Source organism: Calothrix anomala FACHB-343 (genome assembly GCF_014696435.1).
GTDB lineage: Bacteria > Cyanobacteriota > Cyanobacteriia > Cyanobacteriales > Nostocaceae > Aulosira > Aulosira anomala_A.
This window is the reverse complement of record NZ_JACJQG010000006.1, coordinates 88,673-104,630: the sequence shown is the minus strand read 5'-3', so window position 1 is coordinate 104,630 and position 15,958 is coordinate 88,673. Positions and strand designations below refer to the sequence as shown.

Below are 15,958 nucleotides of genomic sequence, written 5' to 3'. Positions count from 1 at the left end.
TTAGTAGTTAAAAATGACGTAAATATACCGAAGGCGTATCAATATACCATTAGGTATGGTTCACTTGAAAAGATGCAGGACTATCGTTTCAAGAGCAGCCCATATCGGAACAATTTTACAAACTAAAGTTAAATGATTACCAATATCCCAATTCCAGAGCCAGTCTCAAACCAGACAGAACCGGCTCGCCTACCTGTTGTCACCGTAGCCGCTTTAGTTAAAGACTCGAATTCAGATCGAGTTCTCATTGCCAAAACTACTAAATGGAGAGGCTTGTGGGGTATTCCAGGGGGTAAAGTCGAATGGGGCGAATCTTTAGAAGCTGCTCTCATCCGTGAATTCCGCGAGGAAGTTGGCTTAGATATTACCAATATTCGCTGGGCGTTATTGCAAGAATCACGGCTAGACCCTCAATTTTGCAAAGAAGCTCACTTTATCATGCTAAATTACTACGCAGAATCGGCGGTAGTTAACATTATACCCAATGAAGAAATTGTTGAATGGGAATGGGTTAGCCCACAAGCAGCATTAAACTATCCTTTAAATAGCTATACTCAAATCCTCATAGAAAATTATTTACAGCAGATCAATGGTGAGCCTTAAAAAAGCTTTGGTAACTGGTGCAGCTAAAGGTATTGGACGCGCCATTGTGCTGGATTTAGCCAGTCAAGGTTTTGATGTTGTAGTACATTATAACCGCAGTGTAGAAGCGGCAAACGAAGTCACCCAGGCAGCCGCCGCCTATGGGGTAAAAGCTGTTAGCTTACAAGCCGATATCACCAAGCCAGAAGAAGTACGTAACTTAGTAGATAGCGCCGCCGAAAGCTTGGGAGGACTCTCTGTAGTAGTCAATAATGTTGGCAACTACTTGAAAAAATCAATTGAAGATATTACACCCGAAGAGTGGCAAGAAATCTTAGATAGCAACTTGAATGCGACATTTTATGTTAGTCAAGTTGCAATACCGCATTTAAAAGCAATGGGTTGGGGTCGGATTATTAATTTAGGTTTTGCTGGCGCACAAGATTTAATTGCTCGTCCGATGGCGACTCCTTATGTAATTGCTAAAACGGGAATTATTCTCTACAGTAAAGCCCTGGCAAAGGAGTTAATCAAACACAAAATTACTGTCAACGTTGTTTCGCCAGGAGTGGTAGAAAATTCTGTAAGTCAACCTTTAAATGAAATCCCTAGCGGACGATTGGCGACTTTTGAGGATATGGTAAGAGTTGTCAATTTTTTTGTAGATAAAGATGCTGATTATATCACCGGACAAATTGTGGAAGTTTCTGGTGGTTGGAATCTGTAATTTGATTAATTAGACGATTGAGCGAGCGCGCTTTTTAAATGCCTAAAAACACTCCAAGGAACTAATTATATCAACTTGTAGGGGCGGGGTAACCCCGCCCCTACGAATTGCGGGCAATGCTATAAGCACAACTTTTTCACTTACTTACCGTAGTAAACTCTGGCGTTACCATATCCCAATTTTTGTAGATAGTCATTCCAGCGTTCAGCATCTTCGCGCTTTCCAAACGGCCCTACGGCGATATGAGGCCCCAATGGTTGCTGCCTTTCAATTACAATGTCATAGCGTCCAGAACTTTGACGAATGCGGCTAGCAATAGCAGATAAATCTTGTGTTCTAGCAGGAATAGTTACATAGTAATAACTAGTTCTAACTCTCTGTGGTTGGGAATTTCTATAATCAGGCCCACCATAACCATAGCCTACTTGTTGTTGTCCGCTAGAAGCCCTGACAATTTGGGCACCATAAATACCATTTAACTCTAATTCTCTAACTCTTTGTTGGGCGTTCGCTTGTCTGCTAAATGAGCCTGATTGAATTACAGGCCGCCCATTGAAATGTCTGATATAAGCACTCCGTTCTAACTGGCGTACACGTTGCAATTGTTGGGAATCACCACCATCGACGTAAACAATATAGCGTTCAGCACTCCAAGTATAGGAATTAGCTTGGACTGTTTGGTAAGGTGTTTGGTAAGGTCTAAAATTTTGATTATTTTGATAATTTTGATTAACCCTAACTTGAGGCGGAGACTGAAAATTTGGATTATATGATTTCCAAATTACTGTTTGTGGCGGTTGACTGGCTGTATTTAATGGCTGCTGATTAGAAGGAATTGGTGGCAAACTGGGTGGTGGTGGTAAGCTATTGACTACCGTGCGCTGTGCCAACAAAAAGCCACCTTTGGTAACTTGTGCTTGCACTGGGGTAGAGTCGGGTAACAACGCCAAGCATCCTCCCATAAACAAGGGCACTATGGGTAGGGTAAACAATTGGTCTGGTATTGATCTGGACATAGTAGTAACAGTATTTCTCAACAATTTCCTCAAGGAACTAATAGAGCAGTCTGTTGTAGCACCTATATAAGTGTTAACTTAGAATGTGTTTATTGGGCTGAGTGGCATTGCATAGGTATGGCGAAAATTTTTGCAGTTGTCAGAGACAGAGACGCGATGAATCGTTTACATCAGAGACGCGATGAATCGCGTCTGTACAATTTTTAGTTGTCATTCTCCTTCCGTTGTCGTTTGTTGAGGGTTGAGGGTGAGAATTTTGTGATTGAGAATGGTTGGCGATCGCAATCTCAAATCTAAAATTTAGTTATTACTACTTATATACCTGAAGTGCTTATATAGCAAGGCTTTGAAGATATATATGCTACAATCGTCACAATGGGGCTGCAAGGCATATATTTTCATACTGCAAAACAATACGACAAAACTTGCGTTTGGTGTTTAGCATTAGCGTTATCAGCAGCCACTAGCCTAGTAATATTTTAAGGATATGAAAAAAGTCGTCGTTGGTCTTTCCGGTGGCGTTGACAGTTCCACCGCCGCCGCTATACTCCACAATCAAGGCTATGAAGTCGTTGGTTTGACCCTTTGGCTAATGAAAGGTAAAGGTCAATGCTGTTCTGAAGGAATGATCGACGCGGCAAATATCTGCGAACAATTGGGTATTCCCCATCAAGTTGTTGATATTCGCGATGTCTTTCAGACAAATATTGTCGATTATTTAGTAGCTGGTTACAGCGTGGGGATCACGCCGCTACCTTGCTCACAGTGCAATAAAACGGTGAAATTCGGGCCGATGGTGCAATATGCGCGTGAGGAACTGGGATGCGATCGCATTGCTACGGGTCACTATGCCAAAATTAACTATGATGAAGCTACTGGGCGCTATCAATTGTTAAGGGCAGTTGACCGCAATAAAGACCAGTCTTATTTTCTCTATGATTTGTCGCAGGATTTACTAGCGGCTACCGTATTTCCACTGGGAAATATGCAAAAAGCCGACACCCGCCGCATCGCTGCAGAATATGGACTGGCTACCGCCGATAAGCCAGAAAGCCAAGATTTATGCTTAGTAGAAAGCAACGGTTCTATGCGGGCGTTTCTCGATAAGTATCTTGCGCCGAAAAAAGGCGATATTGTCGATACATCAGGTAAAGTTTTGGGACAGCATGATGGTGTCCATCATTACACGATTGGGCAACGTAAAGGCTTAGGAGTTGCGGCGGCAGAACCTTTGTATGTGATTGAATTAGATGCAGTTAATAATAGAGTGATTGTAGGCGATCGCACTAAAGCCACTCAACCAGAATGCACCGTCAATCGCGTCAATTGGGTTTCGATTGCTGAACCTTCTACCCCAATTCATGCAGAAGTGCAAATTCGCTATCGTTCCCATCCCACACCAGTCACAGTGATTCCTCTGGAAAACTCCCGCGTGCGTTTGGTGTTTGATGAACCCCAGTTCAGCATCACCCCCGGACAAGCGGCGGTATGGTACGAAGGGGATAAAGTCTTAGGTGGCGGAATTATCGAACAATTTAGTTAATCAACATCAGATACCCGATTTTTTCAAGAAGTCGGGTATCTTGTATTGTTTTTCTGATGGATAAAATTGACTCTTGTGAGAGACAAGGGTAATTTTTTTACATGACTTATCTGAGATTGCTACATGACAGATGCAATTTTCAATGAGCAAAATTTAATTTGTAAAAATATTTTGCAACTATTTTCCCAGTTAAATAATGTTTATCAAAATGCACTTAGCGAAAGACAAGAAATTATCATTGAGTTTCCTCCAGAAGATGAAGAGTTTTCGCTACTAGAAGAAATTGAACTTTTAACAGTTAATCTCAGAGGTTACGCCAGTCAAATTCAGTCTACAAGACAAATTACCAATAAAGCTCAAGCAATTGCGCATCTACAATCTATGCGAATTTTTAATGTGGCTCAGATTGCAAGATTTTACTTTAACAGTAACGGCAAGTATGAGCAGATGAAGAATTATCTCAGAATCTTGGACTATTTACGGTTGCTAATGTTGGAATATTTGCAACTTCAGAAAATTTGAAAATATTTATATTTTATTTAAAAATTTACACCAAAATAATAGTATTTTTTTGTTTGTAAAAATATTTTTTCTGAAAATACAGGGTGATTTTTAAGTTAAAAAATATATGGTTTTTAAATATGAGTACCTAAAATAACAAGCCAGAATTTTCTAATAATTATGTATATGCTTTACTATTTTTGCTAATAATTCTTTGTTCTGAATTTTTGTAAGGTAATTGTTACAGTTTTAAGAAGTTCAGTATCTTTAATTTTAGAAATGGGTTCAATAGCTCTGATATCACCAATTTCGCCTAAAACTTTAATTGCTAAGTCTTTAAGTATTAATTCTTCATAGCTAAAAAAGGGTTTTTTTAATATTTTAATCAAAGGTTCTACGGCAACAGAATGTTTAGCTTTAATTAAATCTGCTTCTACTTCAATTAATAAATCAATAGATAATTCCCCTTTCAATTTCTCTACTGCAACTTCAGTAATTCGATAAGAATTATATTTACGCCAAATTTGATAAGCTATCTCATTATCTGGAACTAAGTATCCATCAGAATTTCTATAATATGCATTTTCATAGCAATCAGATATAGTTAGCATCATATTTGTGAGACTTGCATATTTGATGATTGGGCTACAAGTACCAGCCTTACAAGATTCAAAAACAACGAGAGAAGTGTTTTGAGTTTTATCATCAATCAAGACATAACCTCTATCTTCTGGTTCAACAGTAAAAAAAATATCTAACTTATTGAGGTAAGAAGATAATATAGACATTCCAGCTTGATAACTTTTTATTCTTTCACGATATCTACTAATTACAACTTCTAGAGGGTAAAAACCCCAAGATTCAAACGCCCAACAGAATTCCCATAAATCATCGCCGATAATAGTACCATTTTTCCACTCATATAACTCTCTGACTTCTGTGGATAGTTTAAAGGGAAAATCAGCAAGATATTTTTCTATTTCTATCTCAGATAAACCTAGCTGTAAAAATGATATTTCGTGAGAACGATTTTTTTCCAGCCAGTTGCAGATTCTATTTAAAGCTTCTGTGAGTAATGACAACTTAATTTTTCCAGTATAAATGTTTGCTTTTTACCCAAAAAATTCATACCTTTTTCCTATCTTTTTAAGAAGCGCGTACCTCATTTACCTGAAATATGCTGTATATGTTTTCAAACATGAGTACCTATACTTCTAAGGGGTTGATAGTTTGGGTATTTATTCTTGAATTCTCTTATAATCGCTAGTATGTCATTTTGCAGTTTTTTTGGTTGGTTACGGTATAACCAAGGTAGCCAATACAGGCTTTTATATACACACAAGGGAGCAATATCTATATGAGATTTGATAATTTCAAGTACTCGTCTATGACCCAAACCTGGTAAAACAGCTTTAATCCACCATTCTACTGAACTTGCATCACCGTAAACAAGACCTTTTTCCAGAATCACTTCTAAAAAAATAGGCTTGAGTTGCGATCGCTTGACTAATTTGCATCCTTGCCAATCATTTGCGTTTAACACGCGCCAAACAAAGGTAAATTTCTGCTCATCATCAAGTTGACGAACCCACTTAAGTAACTCATTTTCTTGTTGTGAGTCTAATTTTTCATCAGCGTACTCTAAAGGGTCAAACATATCAAAAATAATTTGAGTTTATTTCTTGCTCAAACTCTTCTAAAGCCTGCACAATTCCTACTTGCCAAGCCCGTTCTATTGTAGCGGGAATCATCTGAGTTAAAGGTATATTCGGAAAGGTGGGACTATTATCAGATTGAATATAACGCCCATCTGTGAGCAGATAAATAGAGAGCTTTTTGCCATTGTAAATCCATAATTGAGGAACAGCGATCGCTTCGTAAGCATCAAGAGTTGTTTTTGAGGTGACATCTGTTTCAATCGCTAAATCAGGAGGCGGATCGTTTGGTTCTAGTCTGCGTTTACCAATCATGGGTTGGTAATTCTCAATATAGAAGCAAGCATCTGGTTCTACTCCAGCTGAATTTTCCCGCTTAAATGTAGTTGAACCAAAAGGTTCATATCTTTTTCCTAGCTTCTTAAGTAAAAGTTTGACAATATCAGAAATTAAGTCTTTTGGCTTTTCGTGTTCAGGTAGAGGAACCATAATTTCTAAAGTAGAATTGCTGTAAGCAACGCGGAGCGATCGCTTTTGTCCTAGTTCTTGTAAGATGGACTCAAATTCTTCCCAAGTCACATCATCAATAGTCACAACGCTACCAGGCGCTAGCCGCATCAAGCTAACAGGTTTAACTACAGGAGATACCGCAGTCATAATTCTAGGCTGTAAGGTGCATTAGCTTCAGGGTAACTTAATTCTTTATCCAAGATTCTCAAAACTCTTTTTCTCTGAGTGTCACCATTTTGATAAGTTAGTACATAGTTTGAAACAATTACCTTAACTCGAAGAGGGGATTACGTTGAGTTACCATCCAGATGCTATTGCGCCGCACGGTGGACAGTTAGTTAATCGCATCGCCACACCAGAACAAAGAGAAGAATTTCTCTCTAAGGCTGAGTATTTACCCAGAGTGCAACTTGACGATCGCGCTGTTTCCGATTTAGAAATGATTGCGATCGGTGGGTTTAGTCCACTCACAGGTTTTATGAACCAGGAAGATTACAATCGCGTAGTTAGCGAAATGCGTCTAGCTAACGGTGTTGTGTGGTCAATCCCAATTACACTGTCAGTAACTGAAGAAGTCGCTTCCCCTCTCCAAGAAGGCGGCTTGGTTCGTCTGGATAATCCCAACGGCGAATATATTGGCGTTTTACACCTCACACAAAAATATCGCTACGATAAAACCCGCGAAGCTGTTAATGTCTATCGCACTGATGATGCTAAACATCCTGGAGTACAGGTAGTCTATAACCAAGGGCCGATTAATCTCGCAGGTGATATCTGGCTATTACAACGCAATCCCCATCCGCAATTTCCCGCCTATCAAATCGATCCTGCCGCATCTCGGCAAATGTTCAAAGATAAAGGCTGGAAAACTATCGTTGGGTTTCAAACTCGCAACCCCATCCACCGCGCCCATGAATATATTCAAAAGTGCGCTTTAGAAACTGTTGATGGTTTATTTTTGCACCCATTAGTCGGGGCGACAAAAGAAGATGACATCGCAGCTGATGTGCGGATGCGTTGCTATGAGATTTTGCTGGAACATTACTATCCTTTAGATAGGGTGATTTTAGCTATTAATCCGGCGGCTATGCGTTATGCTGGCCCACGGGAAGCGATTTTCCATGCTTTAGTGCGGAAAAACTACGGTTGTACTCATTTTATTGTCGGGCGCGATCATGCGGGTGTGGGTGACTATTACGGCACTTATGATGCGCAATATATCTTTGATGAGTTTGAACCGCAGGAATTGGGAATTGTCCCCATGAAGTTTGAACATGCGTTTTACTGTACGCGCACCAAACAAATGGCGACTACTAAAACTAGCCCCAGCAAGCCAGAAGAAAGAGTTCACCTGTCAGGAACCAAAGTGAGAGAAATGCTGCGTCGGGGTGAATTACCTCCTCCAGAATTTTCTCGTCCAGAGGTAGCGGCGGAATTAGCAAGGGCTATGAAGGTACAAGTGCCAGTTTAAGGCTAATAAAGCGAAATTGTACCCACTTTACTTTACACTACAGGCTTCAGCCCTTTAAGCTGTTATGCTGATGGGCTGAGGGCTGATAGCAAATTTATGAAACGTCGGAGTTTTTTACAACGAATTGGTTCAATACTCGCAGTTTTGGGTATAACTGAGGCCGAGTGGTTTTCTTGGGGAAATCGCTATCACCAAGCTTTAGCACAACCCAGTCTGCGTAAATTTGCTCTATTAATAGGAATTAATCAATACGCGCAAAATCCTAAACTGAGCGGTTGCTTAACTGATGTGGAACTGCAAAAAGAACTGTTAATCCACCGCTTTGGTTTCCCATCTGCTAATATTTTGACGTTGACCGAAGAACAAGCTAGCCGAGAATTTATCGAAGCCGCTTTTTTAGAACATCTCGGCGAGCAAGTTAAGGCTGGGGATGTTGTAGTCTTTCACTTTAGCGGTTATGGAACGCGCATTCAATCAGCAACCGACACTGTACAAAATGCCTTGATAGCAGCAGATGCAGAGAATAGCAAAAATGTCAATTATTTATTAGAAGAAACTCTATTATTATTATTGCGATCGCTTTCTACAGATCGTGTCACCGCCGTATTAGATACTAGTTACCATGCTCCCACAATTGGGACAGGGTTGGGAATTCGCGCCCGTCCCGAAGTTGAGGATGGGAAGTTAGCCACAGCCGAATTAGAATTTCTCCAACAACTGAAGGCGAAAAATAGCGGGAGTAAGGAGGAACTTACCCCACCCCTGCTATTAACAGCAACGGTAGATCCTCAGCAATCAGCTAGGGAATTGCTGTTATCTGGTTTTAGTGCGGGGTTATTTACCTACGCTTTAACTCAATATTTATGGGAAGCCACCCCCAGCAAGACAATTCAAGTTAGTCTTGGACAAGTGGAAAGTTCTATAGGTAAGTTAGGAAGCAAGCAGCAGCCAGGGTTAATTACCAGCAAGAAAAATCCTGTGATCGGTGATAATTTGCTGCCTGATAGCCCTATTGGCGGCGAAGGAGCGATTATCGCCAAAGAAGACGACGGTAAAAGCGTGAGTTTATGGTTAGGGGGAATACCACCGCAAGTATTGGAACATTACGGGGTTAACTCTCGGTTTAGCTTGGTGAGTGGAGAACAGCTAATATTGCGATCGCGTACTGGGTTAACAGCCAAAGCACAATTTTCCACTATCAATAATAATACTGAGGTGAAAATTGGGCAACTAGTCCAAGAAGCAGTGAGAATTTTCCCCCGCAACATTAATTTAATCGTTGCCCTAGATACAGCATTAGAAAGAATTGAACGAGTAGACGCAACTAGCGCCTTTGCCACAATTTCCCATGTTTCCACGGTGGTAGGGGGAGAACAATCGGCTGATTATTTGTTTAGTAAACTCTTACCTATTCCCACGCGCTACAGTTTATTTTCTCTAGGTGGTGAGGCAATTTTCAACAATCCTGGGGACATGGGGGAAGCGGTAAAAGTTGCAGTTCAAAGATTAGCGCCAAAATTACCGACTTTGTTAGCCGCTAAGTTATGGCGACTTACGGAAAATGAAGGTTCTTCTCGCTTGGCAATCAAAGCCAGCCTAGAGATTATTAACAGCTTATCACCGCGCCTAGTGATGCAACGAGAAACTATGCGTAGCTTTGCTGGGGAAACGGCAACAAACAAAACAATTAGCACGGCGATTGTGCCAATTGGGAGTAAAATGCAGTATCGCCTGCAAAATTTAGGCGATCGCCCATTGTATTTTATACTTGTGGGATTGAAAAATAACCGAAATGCGATCGCCTTTTATCCTTGGCAAACTCCCCCAGAAGCCAACAATGTAACTACAAAACCCCTAGTTAAACAAATAGTCATCGCTCCCGGCGAAACAATTATACTTCCACAAAGCGCTACTAATTCTGGTTGGGTGATTCCTGGCCCAGCTTATGAAGCTGAACACCAACTCATTTTTAGCACCCATCCCTTCAGCGAAACCCTGACTACCTTAGAAACTGCTAAAAATAGCACCACAGATCAACAACCAATCGGCCCCTTATTAAACCCCTTAGAAGTAGCCAAAGCCATCTTACAGGATTTACATAACGCTAGTCCCGTCAAAACTGAAATCAACGGTACAGCAGCTGATTCCTACGTGTTAGATGTTAATCATTGGGCTACTCTCAGCTTTAATTTTCAAGTCGCATGAACAAGGAATACCGCCACTTAGTTGTGTAGACTACTGTAGATTATGAGTTGCGACAAATAAATGAAATTATTGGGCAATATTGTCTATTTTACAACTATAGCTGTTTGTGGATTAGTTCTTGCTACTAGTATTTATCCAGGTGCGCTAGATGATTTATCTTTTGTCCCCTTTTTGCTATTTTTCTTTGCAATACCAATAGTTATAACTTTGGGGATTATATTATTGTTAATCTTAATACTTCTAGCACCAAACGGCAATTTAAAGCAACTCATCAACAAATTTCCCAATGTGAGAATTCCCTGGCAAGGTTTAGGAATGATAGTGGCAATATTGCTTGTTTCTTATATTCTCATTGAATTTAATATTACCTGTCGTTTAGCTTTTAAATTATCACAACCAGCATTTGAGCAAATGCTTGTGCAGGCTCCAGTTTCTGGCGTTGGCGACATGAAATTGAATCGACATCTTGGTTTGTATCATGTTGATGAATATGCAGCCGATTCCCGAGGTGGCGTGTACTTTCGCGTCTATTCCAGCCGTTGGATATTTGACATTATTTCCTATGGTTTTGTTTATCAACCCAATTCAAAAGGAAGTCCTTTTGGCACAAGAAATTACCAGACTTTTCACTTGTCTGGTAAGTGGTATTCGTTTCGAGATACTACTGATTGGGATTGATGAGATGAATAATCAGGCAAAGATAGCAAAAATTTTAATTTATGAAAACGCCTGATTAAAATCTCATATATAGCCATCCTATTTGAGATGTGAAAATATTTTTTTAATGAACCGCCAAGACGCCAAGTACGCCAAGGATAAGAGAGAAAACTGAGAATAGGTAAATTTCACAAATGATTTAGGATCGCTATATATATCTATCTACAAATATTTTTGTAGTAATAAACTCAACTTTTCCTTCGTCGCTGCGGGTGCTTTATCCAACTGTGTGAGAATTGCATATTTTAAAGCTGAATGTGCATCGCTAGCAGGGGGATTTTCGCTCAAACGGCGCACAGTTTCTTGAATGACTTTTTGAGCATTCACCGCATTACGCTGTAAATTACCAATAACCATTTCTACTGTGACGCTATCATGATCTGGATGCCAACAATCATAATCGGTTACTAATGCTAAAGTTGCATAGGCAATTTCTGCTTCCCTAGCTAACTTGGCTTCTGGTAAATTTGTCATACCGATGATTGTTGCACCCCAACTGCGATAAAGATTTGACTCTGCTTTCGTAGAAAATGCAGGCCCTTCCATGCATACATAAGTACCACCGCGATGCAGGGTAACTTCTGGTAAATTTAAAGATGCGATCGCATCTGCAACTACACCAGCCAAATTTTGACAAATTGGATCGCCAAAAGCAATATGAGCGACAATTCCTTCACCAAAAAACGTTGATACGCGATTTTTGGTTCTATCAATAAATTGATCTGGTACCACCATATCTAAGGGTTTGGCTTCGGCTTTCAACGAACCCACCGCGCTAGCAGAAATTAAATACTCTACACCCAATTTCTTCATTGCATAGATATTGGCGCGAAATGGCAATTCTGAAGGTAACAAAGTATGATTGCGACCGTGACGAGCTAGAAATGCTACTCTAGTATCATTTAATGTACCCAGGATTAAAGCATCAGAAGGCGAGCCAAAAGGCGTATCTATATGCACTTCCTCAATATCTTTGAGTGCATCCATCTTGTATAAACCACTTCCACCTATAATGCCAATTTTCACTTCTGCCATAATTCCTCACTCCTTCCAAGGGTGCCAAGTTATTTTACCGGAATCTCCAGAGAGTTCAGGGAGTTCCAACTAAAAAAATATGGGGAAATTGTACAGAGCGGTTGTCAAATCTTAGACAGTTTATTAGAGTAAAATGGGGCTGCTACCTCTTGTGTAGTGGCTTAAGCTGGTTGCTAAATGCTCATGCCTAAAGTCCTGAAAATTGGAAGTATTCGGCATCTGCCTAGATGGAGAATGTGGCTTGATGTTGCTTTGCCTGCGAATTGAAAATTTTGCCTTAATTGACCAATTAGAATTAGAATTTGGTACTGGACTGAATGTCTTAACAGGTGAAACCGGTGCGGGAAAATCGATTATCTTGGATGCGATTGATGCCGCCCTGGGCGGTAAGGTATCTAGTAGGGTAATTCGCACTGGAACCAGTCGGGCGATGGTGGAAGCTACCTTTAAATCTAATGGGACTTTAGCTAGTTGGTTAAGCGAACAAGAAATTGATTCGATAGACGAAAACTCTGTAGTAATTAGTCGGGAAATTTCTGCAACTACTAGTAATGTCCGCAGTCGATCGCGAGTCAATGGGGTGTTGGTAAATCGTCAGATGATGGTGGGATTGCGCGATCGCTTAGTTGAAATTACCGCCCAAGGACAAACTGTGCAAGTCGGACAAGCTTCTCAAGTCCGGGATTGGTTAGATTTACATGGTGGTGATGCTTTAATGCAGCAGCGTCAGGCGATCGCTGTTGTGTATACTGCGTATCAACAAGCACATCTGGCATTAGAAAAACGCCGGACATCAGAACGAGAACGTTTACAACAGTTAGATTTACTTACCTATCAAGTGCAGGAGTTGGGAGCAGTTAACCTCAACGATCCCAACGAATTAGAACAGCTATTACAAGAACGAGAACGGCTAAATCACGTTGTTGATTTACAACAGATGAGCTACAAAGTCTATCAGGCTTTGTATCAAAACGACAGCGAAGCCCCAGCCGCCGCCGATTTATTGGGAGATAGCGAAGCCACCTTAATTGATATGGTGGAATACGATACCCAACTGCAACCCCTGTTAGATTTGGTACGGGATGCGCAAGCTACGTTAATGGAAGTCGCCAGACAAATTAATGCTTATGGCGAAGATTTAGAAGCAGATCCTCAAAGGTTAGAGGAAGTAGAAGAAAGAATCAGGGAATTAAAACAGATTTGCCGGAAATACGGGCCGACGTTACAAGAAGCGATCGCCTATTATCAAAAAATTCAAGGCGAATTAGCTGAACTGAACGATAGCGAACAATCTATAGAAAGTTTAGAACAGCAAGAACAAGCAACTTTAGCCAAACTCACCCAAGCTTGCCATAAATTAACCCAATTGCGCCGCACAGCCGCTAACAGTTTAGAATCGCGGTTAATCGCGGAACTCAAACCCCTAGCGATGGAAAAGGTGCAATTTAAAGTAGATATTGTCCCGACTACCCCAACCGCCACCGGTGCAGACAAAATTACCTTTATGTTTAGTCCTAACCCTGGGGAACCTCTCCAACCTTTAAGCGAAATTGCTTCTGGTGGGGAAATGAGCCGCTTTTTACTGGCGTTGAAAGCTTGTGTATCCCAAGCCGATGCTGCGGGGACAATGGTATTTGATGAAATTGATGTAGGTGTTTCTGGGAGGGTAGCACAAGCGATCGCAGAAAAATTACACCAACTCAGCCAGCGTTCTCAGGTATTGTGTGTTACTCACCAACCCTTAGTAGCAGCAATGGCAGATAGGCATTTTCGCGTTGATAAGCAAATTATCAATCAAGGTAAAGGTAATAAAACTAACAACGGTAGCAGCGAACAGCGTACTGTGGTGCGGGTGACAGCCTTGGATAATTTAACCACTCGCCGGGAGGAATTAGCGCAATTAGCTGGCGGGAAATCAGCCACAGATGCGATCGCTTTTGCCGAATCGTTGTTATTACAAGCTGCTAATCATCGCCAAAGCGAACAAAGATAAGTTAGCTCGCAGCAGATTGCAAAACTAGCTGTAAGCCTAATGAAAACATTTTGCAGGCTTTGGCGAGTTTGGAAAAATTTAGGGTGTTGGTGCAGGTTGAATGTGTTTACCAGCGTAAAACACAACTACTTTCATCTGCTCTTCATCAGGAACATCAAATACTCTATCTCCCTTTGTTACTTCATATTCCCACACACCTTGATACTTTTTTCCTTTTAAGGGGAAAACGCGCCCTGGTTGTCTAGTTGTCGGTGCTGTACATAAATCGCGATAACAACGGTGAGTATTTTCAGGATGTCGTTGCATCAATGCTTCCCAATCTCGTAGAATTCGACGATTTTTAGCTACTACTAACCAAGTTTTTTCAATTTCTGGAGCCTCAGGTATCTCTAGCTTTTCTAATGTCTCAGATATCGCAGAAGTTGCATCAGATAATTGAGGAACCGTCAACTTTACCTCTGGCGGCTCTATATTTTCTATACTTTCGTCGGGAAGATGCTCTGACATATAAAAAAACTCAAGCAATTTTGTTAATTTCAGTTGGAGATAATGCTATTTCTTCATCTGAATTTTCCGTAAAAGCTGCTCTTAATTCTGGATTAGATATTGCTAAAGCACTCTCATGCCATTCGTGAATCAGTGACTCTAACTCATTCCAAGCTTGTTCATCTAAATCGACTAAACGATAAGCTTGTGTTACTTCATCAATCAATTCATTTAATTCATCTGCATCAAATACTAAAAGCCAACTATAAGGATGTTCAGGGACAATTTTTTGCTTGAGTAATAAACGGAAAGCCGTACTTAAAAGCTCAACAATTTCCTTACTACGTTGAGCCGCTTTCACAAAGGCGGCTACATTTTCACGCCGTAGTAAAGCAAAAGACTGATCGTTACGAGTAATTGTCACTGGATGCTGTAATGCTTTATCCAAAACACGTCCTGGTTGGCGATTTAACTCAGTTGCTGTAATCAGTTCATCTGAATAAATACTGTCCATAGCTCCCTTTAGCATAATTTGAGATGCTCTCAGATGCCTATACGTATTATTTTACGTAGTCTTTTTTAAGAGTCAATAGGATGAGCGGAGTTAAAAGTAATTTCGTACAGCATGTTTCTATAAGAAGGATGTATGATACTAGTATCTGAAACCTGAGTAATTTAAAAGTAAATTTTTCATTACATGGGCTAAATTAGCTGAAGTAAATAGCAGATGATTAAACTCGATCAGTTTTTAAAATTAGTAGGAATAGCGCCAACTGGAGGACAAGCAAAATGGCTGATTCTTGATGGTGCTGTCAAAGTTAATGGTGTCTTGGAAACGCGACGAGGGAGAAAATTAGTATCAGGCGATCGCGTCACGGTAGAAGGTAAAACTTATGATGTCGGGCAAATAGTTGATAATTCGTAATTTGTCATTGGTCATTTGTCATTTGTCATTTGTGGGGTGGGTAGTAAAGGATTGATAATTTTCGATTTTATTGGCTAGGCGTGAAGCTAAAAAATTACTTGCATCTTTTAAAGCGTCGTGAATTTGAATCGCTTCTTCTCGATATTTGGTAATCTTTTCTCTAGTCCAATAATAAGGTGGTGGTTGGAGATTACTAATTCTATCTGCCAATTTCACCATCCAAATTTCTTGTGGTTGTTGTTGAATTCTTTGCAAACTATCCGCCATTTGTAAGTGTTTGTCTAGACTCTTATCTTTAGTTAAGGCAAGGACACCGTTAGCAACTGCTGCACCAAATTCTGTCTTGATTTGCTCATAAGTTATATTTGTATCTTCAATGGTGTCATGCAAAATTGCACATTGAATTGCTAAATTGCCATCATATTCTTTATTTTCATTTAGGGCAGCAATTACTTCCATGCTTACAAAACTTAAATGCATGATGTAAGGTATTTCAGAACCAGGAATTTTCTGCCCTTGGTGTGCTTGTGCAGCAAATTTATAAGCTTTAATATAAGTTTCTTGCGACCAATTTTGTATCATATAAAATAAG

17 protein-coding genes are annotated in these 15,958 nt (G+C 40.3%); 9 read left to right on the top strand and 8 right to left on the bottom strand.

Annotated elements, in window-relative coordinates; all coding sequences use genetic code 11:
* The first annotated feature begins 132 nt into the window (after positions 1–132).
* The gene (locus H6G08_RS04815; protein ID WP_190539211.1) at positions 133–603 is read left to right on the top strand and encodes an NUDIX domain-containing protein; all 471 of its coding nucleotides are present in this window, start codon (positions 133–135) and stop codon (positions 601–603) included.
* The gene (gene tmpR / locus H6G08_RS04810) at positions 590–1,309 is read left to right on the top strand and encodes a bifunctional dihydropteridine reductase/dihydrofolate reductase TmpR (protein WP_190539210.1); all 720 of its coding nucleotides are present in this window, start codon (positions 590–592) and stop codon (positions 1,307–1,309) included. The genes H6G08_RS04815 and tmpR overlap by 14 nt, the downstream gene beginning before the upstream one ends.
* Positions 1,310–1,449: 140 nt before the next feature.
* Here the strand turns inward: tmpR and H6G08_RS04805 are convergent, their stop codons facing one another.
* Entirely contained in the window at positions 1,450–2,325 is an 876-nt protein-coding gene (locus H6G08_RS04805) for a hypothetical protein (protein ID WP_190539208.1), read from the bottom strand.
* Positions 2,326–2,812: 487 nt separating this feature from the next.
* Between H6G08_RS04805 and mnmA the strand changes: the two genes are divergently transcribed.
* Both mnmA and H6G08_RS04795 read left to right on the top strand, forming a co-directional pair.
* Positions 2,813–3,868, top strand: a complete 1,056-nt coding sequence (gene mnmA / locus H6G08_RS04800; RefSeq protein ID WP_190539205.1) for a tRNA 2-thiouridine(34) synthase MnmA — start codon at positions 2,813–2,815, stop codon at positions 3,866–3,868.
* A 123-nt stretch (positions 3,869–3,991) separates the two neighbouring features.
* Positions 3,992–4,390, top strand: a complete 399-nt coding sequence (locus tag H6G08_RS04795; protein ID WP_190539204.1) for a hypothetical protein — start codon at positions 3,992–3,994, stop codon at positions 4,388–4,390.
* Positions 4,391–4,572: 182 nt separating this feature from the next.
* On the opposite strand, the gene H6G08_RS04790 is transcribed toward H6G08_RS04795, so the two are convergent.
* From H6G08_RS04790 to H6G08_RS04780, 3 genes are all read right to left on the bottom strand, one after another.
* Positions 4,573–5,451 carry an SMI1/KNR4 family protein gene (locus H6G08_RS04790; RefSeq protein ID WP_190539202.1) on the bottom strand — a complete coding sequence of 293 codons (879 nt, stop codon included), beginning with the start codon at positions 5,449–5,451 and terminating at the stop codon, positions 4,573–4,575.
* A gap of 110 nt (positions 5,452–5,561) precedes the next feature.
* A complete protein-coding gene (locus tag H6G08_RS04785) occupies positions 5,562–6,026 on the bottom strand; it encodes a hypothetical protein (RefSeq protein WP_190539200.1) in 465 nt (154 codons plus the stop codon).
* A gap of 1 nt (position 6,027) precedes the next feature.
* On the bottom strand, positions 6,028–6,681 hold the full coding sequence (locus tag H6G08_RS04780) for a Uma2 family endonuclease (protein WP_190539198.1): 654 nt from the start codon (positions 6,679–6,681) through the stop codon (positions 6,028–6,030).
* 145 nt (positions 6,682–6,826) lie between these two features.
* Here H6G08_RS04780 and sat point away from each other — a divergent pair, with 145 nt between their 5' ends.
* The 3 genes from sat (at position 6,827) to H6G08_RS04765 (ending at position 10,888) form a co-directional block, all read left to right on the top strand.
* Positions 6,827–8,005 (top strand): sulfate adenylyltransferase, encoded by a 1,179-nt coding sequence (sat, locus tag H6G08_RS04775; protein ID WP_190539195.1) that lies wholly within the window; start codon positions 6,827–6,829, stop codon positions 8,003–8,005.
* Between the two features lie 96 nt (positions 8,006–8,101).
* The gene (locus tag H6G08_RS04770; RefSeq protein ID WP_190539194.1) at positions 8,102–10,210 is read left to right on the top strand and encodes a caspase family protein; all 2,109 of its coding nucleotides are present in this window, start codon (positions 8,102–8,104) and stop codon (positions 10,208–10,210) included.
* Between the two features lie 60 nt (positions 10,211–10,270).
* Entirely contained in the window at positions 10,271–10,888 is a 618-nt protein-coding gene (locus H6G08_RS04765) for a hypothetical protein (protein WP_190539192.1), read from the top strand.
* A 201-nt stretch (positions 10,889–11,089) separates the two neighbouring features.
* Here H6G08_RS04765 and H6G08_RS04760 read toward each other — a convergent pair whose 3' ends face one another.
* Entirely contained in the window at positions 11,090–11,962 is an 873-nt protein-coding gene (locus tag H6G08_RS04760) for an S-methyl-5'-thioadenosine phosphorylase (protein WP_190539190.1), read from the bottom strand.
* Positions 11,963–12,206: 244 nt separating this feature from the next.
* On the opposite strand from H6G08_RS04760, the gene recN reads away from it, so the two are divergent.
* On the top strand, positions 12,207–13,955 hold the full coding sequence (gene recN / locus H6G08_RS04755) for a DNA repair protein RecN (protein WP_190539188.1): 1,749 nt from the start codon (positions 12,207–12,209) through the stop codon (positions 13,953–13,955).
* A gap of 78 nt (positions 13,956–14,033) precedes the next feature.
* On the opposite strand, the gene H6G08_RS04750 is transcribed toward recN, so the two are convergent.
* Together H6G08_RS04750 and H6G08_RS04745 are read right to left on the bottom strand one after the other, a co-directional pair.
* Entirely contained in the window at positions 14,034–14,462 is a 429-nt protein-coding gene (locus H6G08_RS04750) for a hypothetical protein (RefSeq protein WP_190539186.1), read from the bottom strand.
* A 10-nt stretch (positions 14,463–14,472) separates the two neighbouring features.
* Positions 14,473–14,955 carry a hypothetical protein gene (locus tag H6G08_RS04745; RefSeq protein WP_190539184.1) on the bottom strand — a complete coding sequence of 161 codons (483 nt, stop codon included), beginning with the start codon at positions 14,953–14,955 and terminating at the stop codon, positions 14,473–14,475.
* A gap of 213 nt (positions 14,956–15,168) precedes the next feature.
* Between H6G08_RS04745 and H6G08_RS04740 the strand changes: the two genes are divergently transcribed.
* Entirely contained in the window at positions 15,169–15,366 is a 198-nt protein-coding gene (locus H6G08_RS04740) for an RNA-binding S4 domain-containing protein (protein ID WP_190539182.1), read from the top strand.
* 18 nt (positions 15,367–15,384) lie between these two features.
* Here H6G08_RS04740 and H6G08_RS04735 read toward each other — a convergent pair whose 3' ends face one another.
* Positions 15,385–15,948, bottom strand: a complete 564-nt coding sequence (locus H6G08_RS04735; protein ID WP_190539179.1) for an HD domain-containing protein — start codon at positions 15,946–15,948, stop codon at positions 15,385–15,387.
* Positions 15,949–15,958 lie beyond the last annotated feature (10 nt).

Excerpts from the sequence above, each read along its gene's own strand:
- H6G08_RS04795 (WP_190539204.1), top strand. The coding sequence starts at position 3,992 with ATGACAGATGCAATTTTCAATGAGCAAAATTTAATTTGTAAAAATATT.
- H6G08_RS04815 (WP_190539211.1), top strand. The coding sequence starts at position 133 with ATGATTACCAATATCCCAATTCCAGAGCCAGTCTCAAACCAGACAGAA.
- H6G08_RS04760 (WP_190539190.1), bottom strand. The coding sequence starts at position 11,962 with ATGGCAGAAGTGAAAATTGGCATTATAGGTGGAAGTGGTTTATACAAG.
- H6G08_RS04745 (WP_190539184.1), bottom strand. The coding sequence starts at position 14,955 with ATGGACAGTATTTATTCAGATGAACTGATTACAGCAACTGAGTTAAAT.
- tmpR (WP_190539210.1), top strand. The coding sequence starts at position 590 with ATGGTGAGCCTTAAAAAAGCTTTGGTAACTGGTGCAGCTAAAGGTATT.
- H6G08_RS04735 (WP_190539179.1), bottom strand. The coding sequence starts at position 15,948 with ATGATACAAAATTGGTCGCAAGAAACTTATATTAAAGCTTATAAATTT.
- H6G08_RS04785 (WP_190539200.1), bottom strand. The coding sequence starts at position 6,026 with ATGTTTGACCCTTTAGAGTACGCTGATGAAAAATTAGACTCACAACAA.
- H6G08_RS04770 (WP_190539194.1), top strand. The coding sequence starts at position 8,102 with ATGAAACGTCGGAGTTTTTTACAACGAATTGGTTCAATACTCGCAGTT.
- H6G08_RS04740 (WP_190539182.1), top strand. The coding sequence starts at position 15,169 with ATGATTAAACTCGATCAGTTTTTAAAATTAGTAGGAATAGCGCCAACT.
- mnmA (WP_190539205.1), top strand. The coding sequence starts at position 2,813 with ATGAAAAAAGTCGTCGTTGGTCTTTCCGGTGGCGTTGACAGTTCCACC.
- recN (WP_190539188.1), top strand. The coding sequence starts at position 12,207 with ATGTTGCTTTGCCTGCGAATTGAAAATTTTGCCTTAATTGACCAATTA.
- H6G08_RS04750 (WP_190539186.1), bottom strand. The coding sequence starts at position 14,462 with ATGTCAGAGCATCTTCCCGACGAAAGTATAGAAAATATAGAGCCGCCA.
- H6G08_RS04780 (WP_190539198.1), bottom strand. The coding sequence starts at position 6,681 with ATGACTGCGGTATCTCCTGTAGTTAAACCTGTTAGCTTGATGCGGCTA.
- H6G08_RS04765 (WP_190539192.1), top strand. The coding sequence starts at position 10,271 with ATGAAATTATTGGGCAATATTGTCTATTTTACAACTATAGCTGTTTGT.
- H6G08_RS04805 (WP_190539208.1), bottom strand. The coding sequence starts at position 2,325 with ATGTCCAGATCAATACCAGACCAATTGTTTACCCTACCCATAGTGCCC.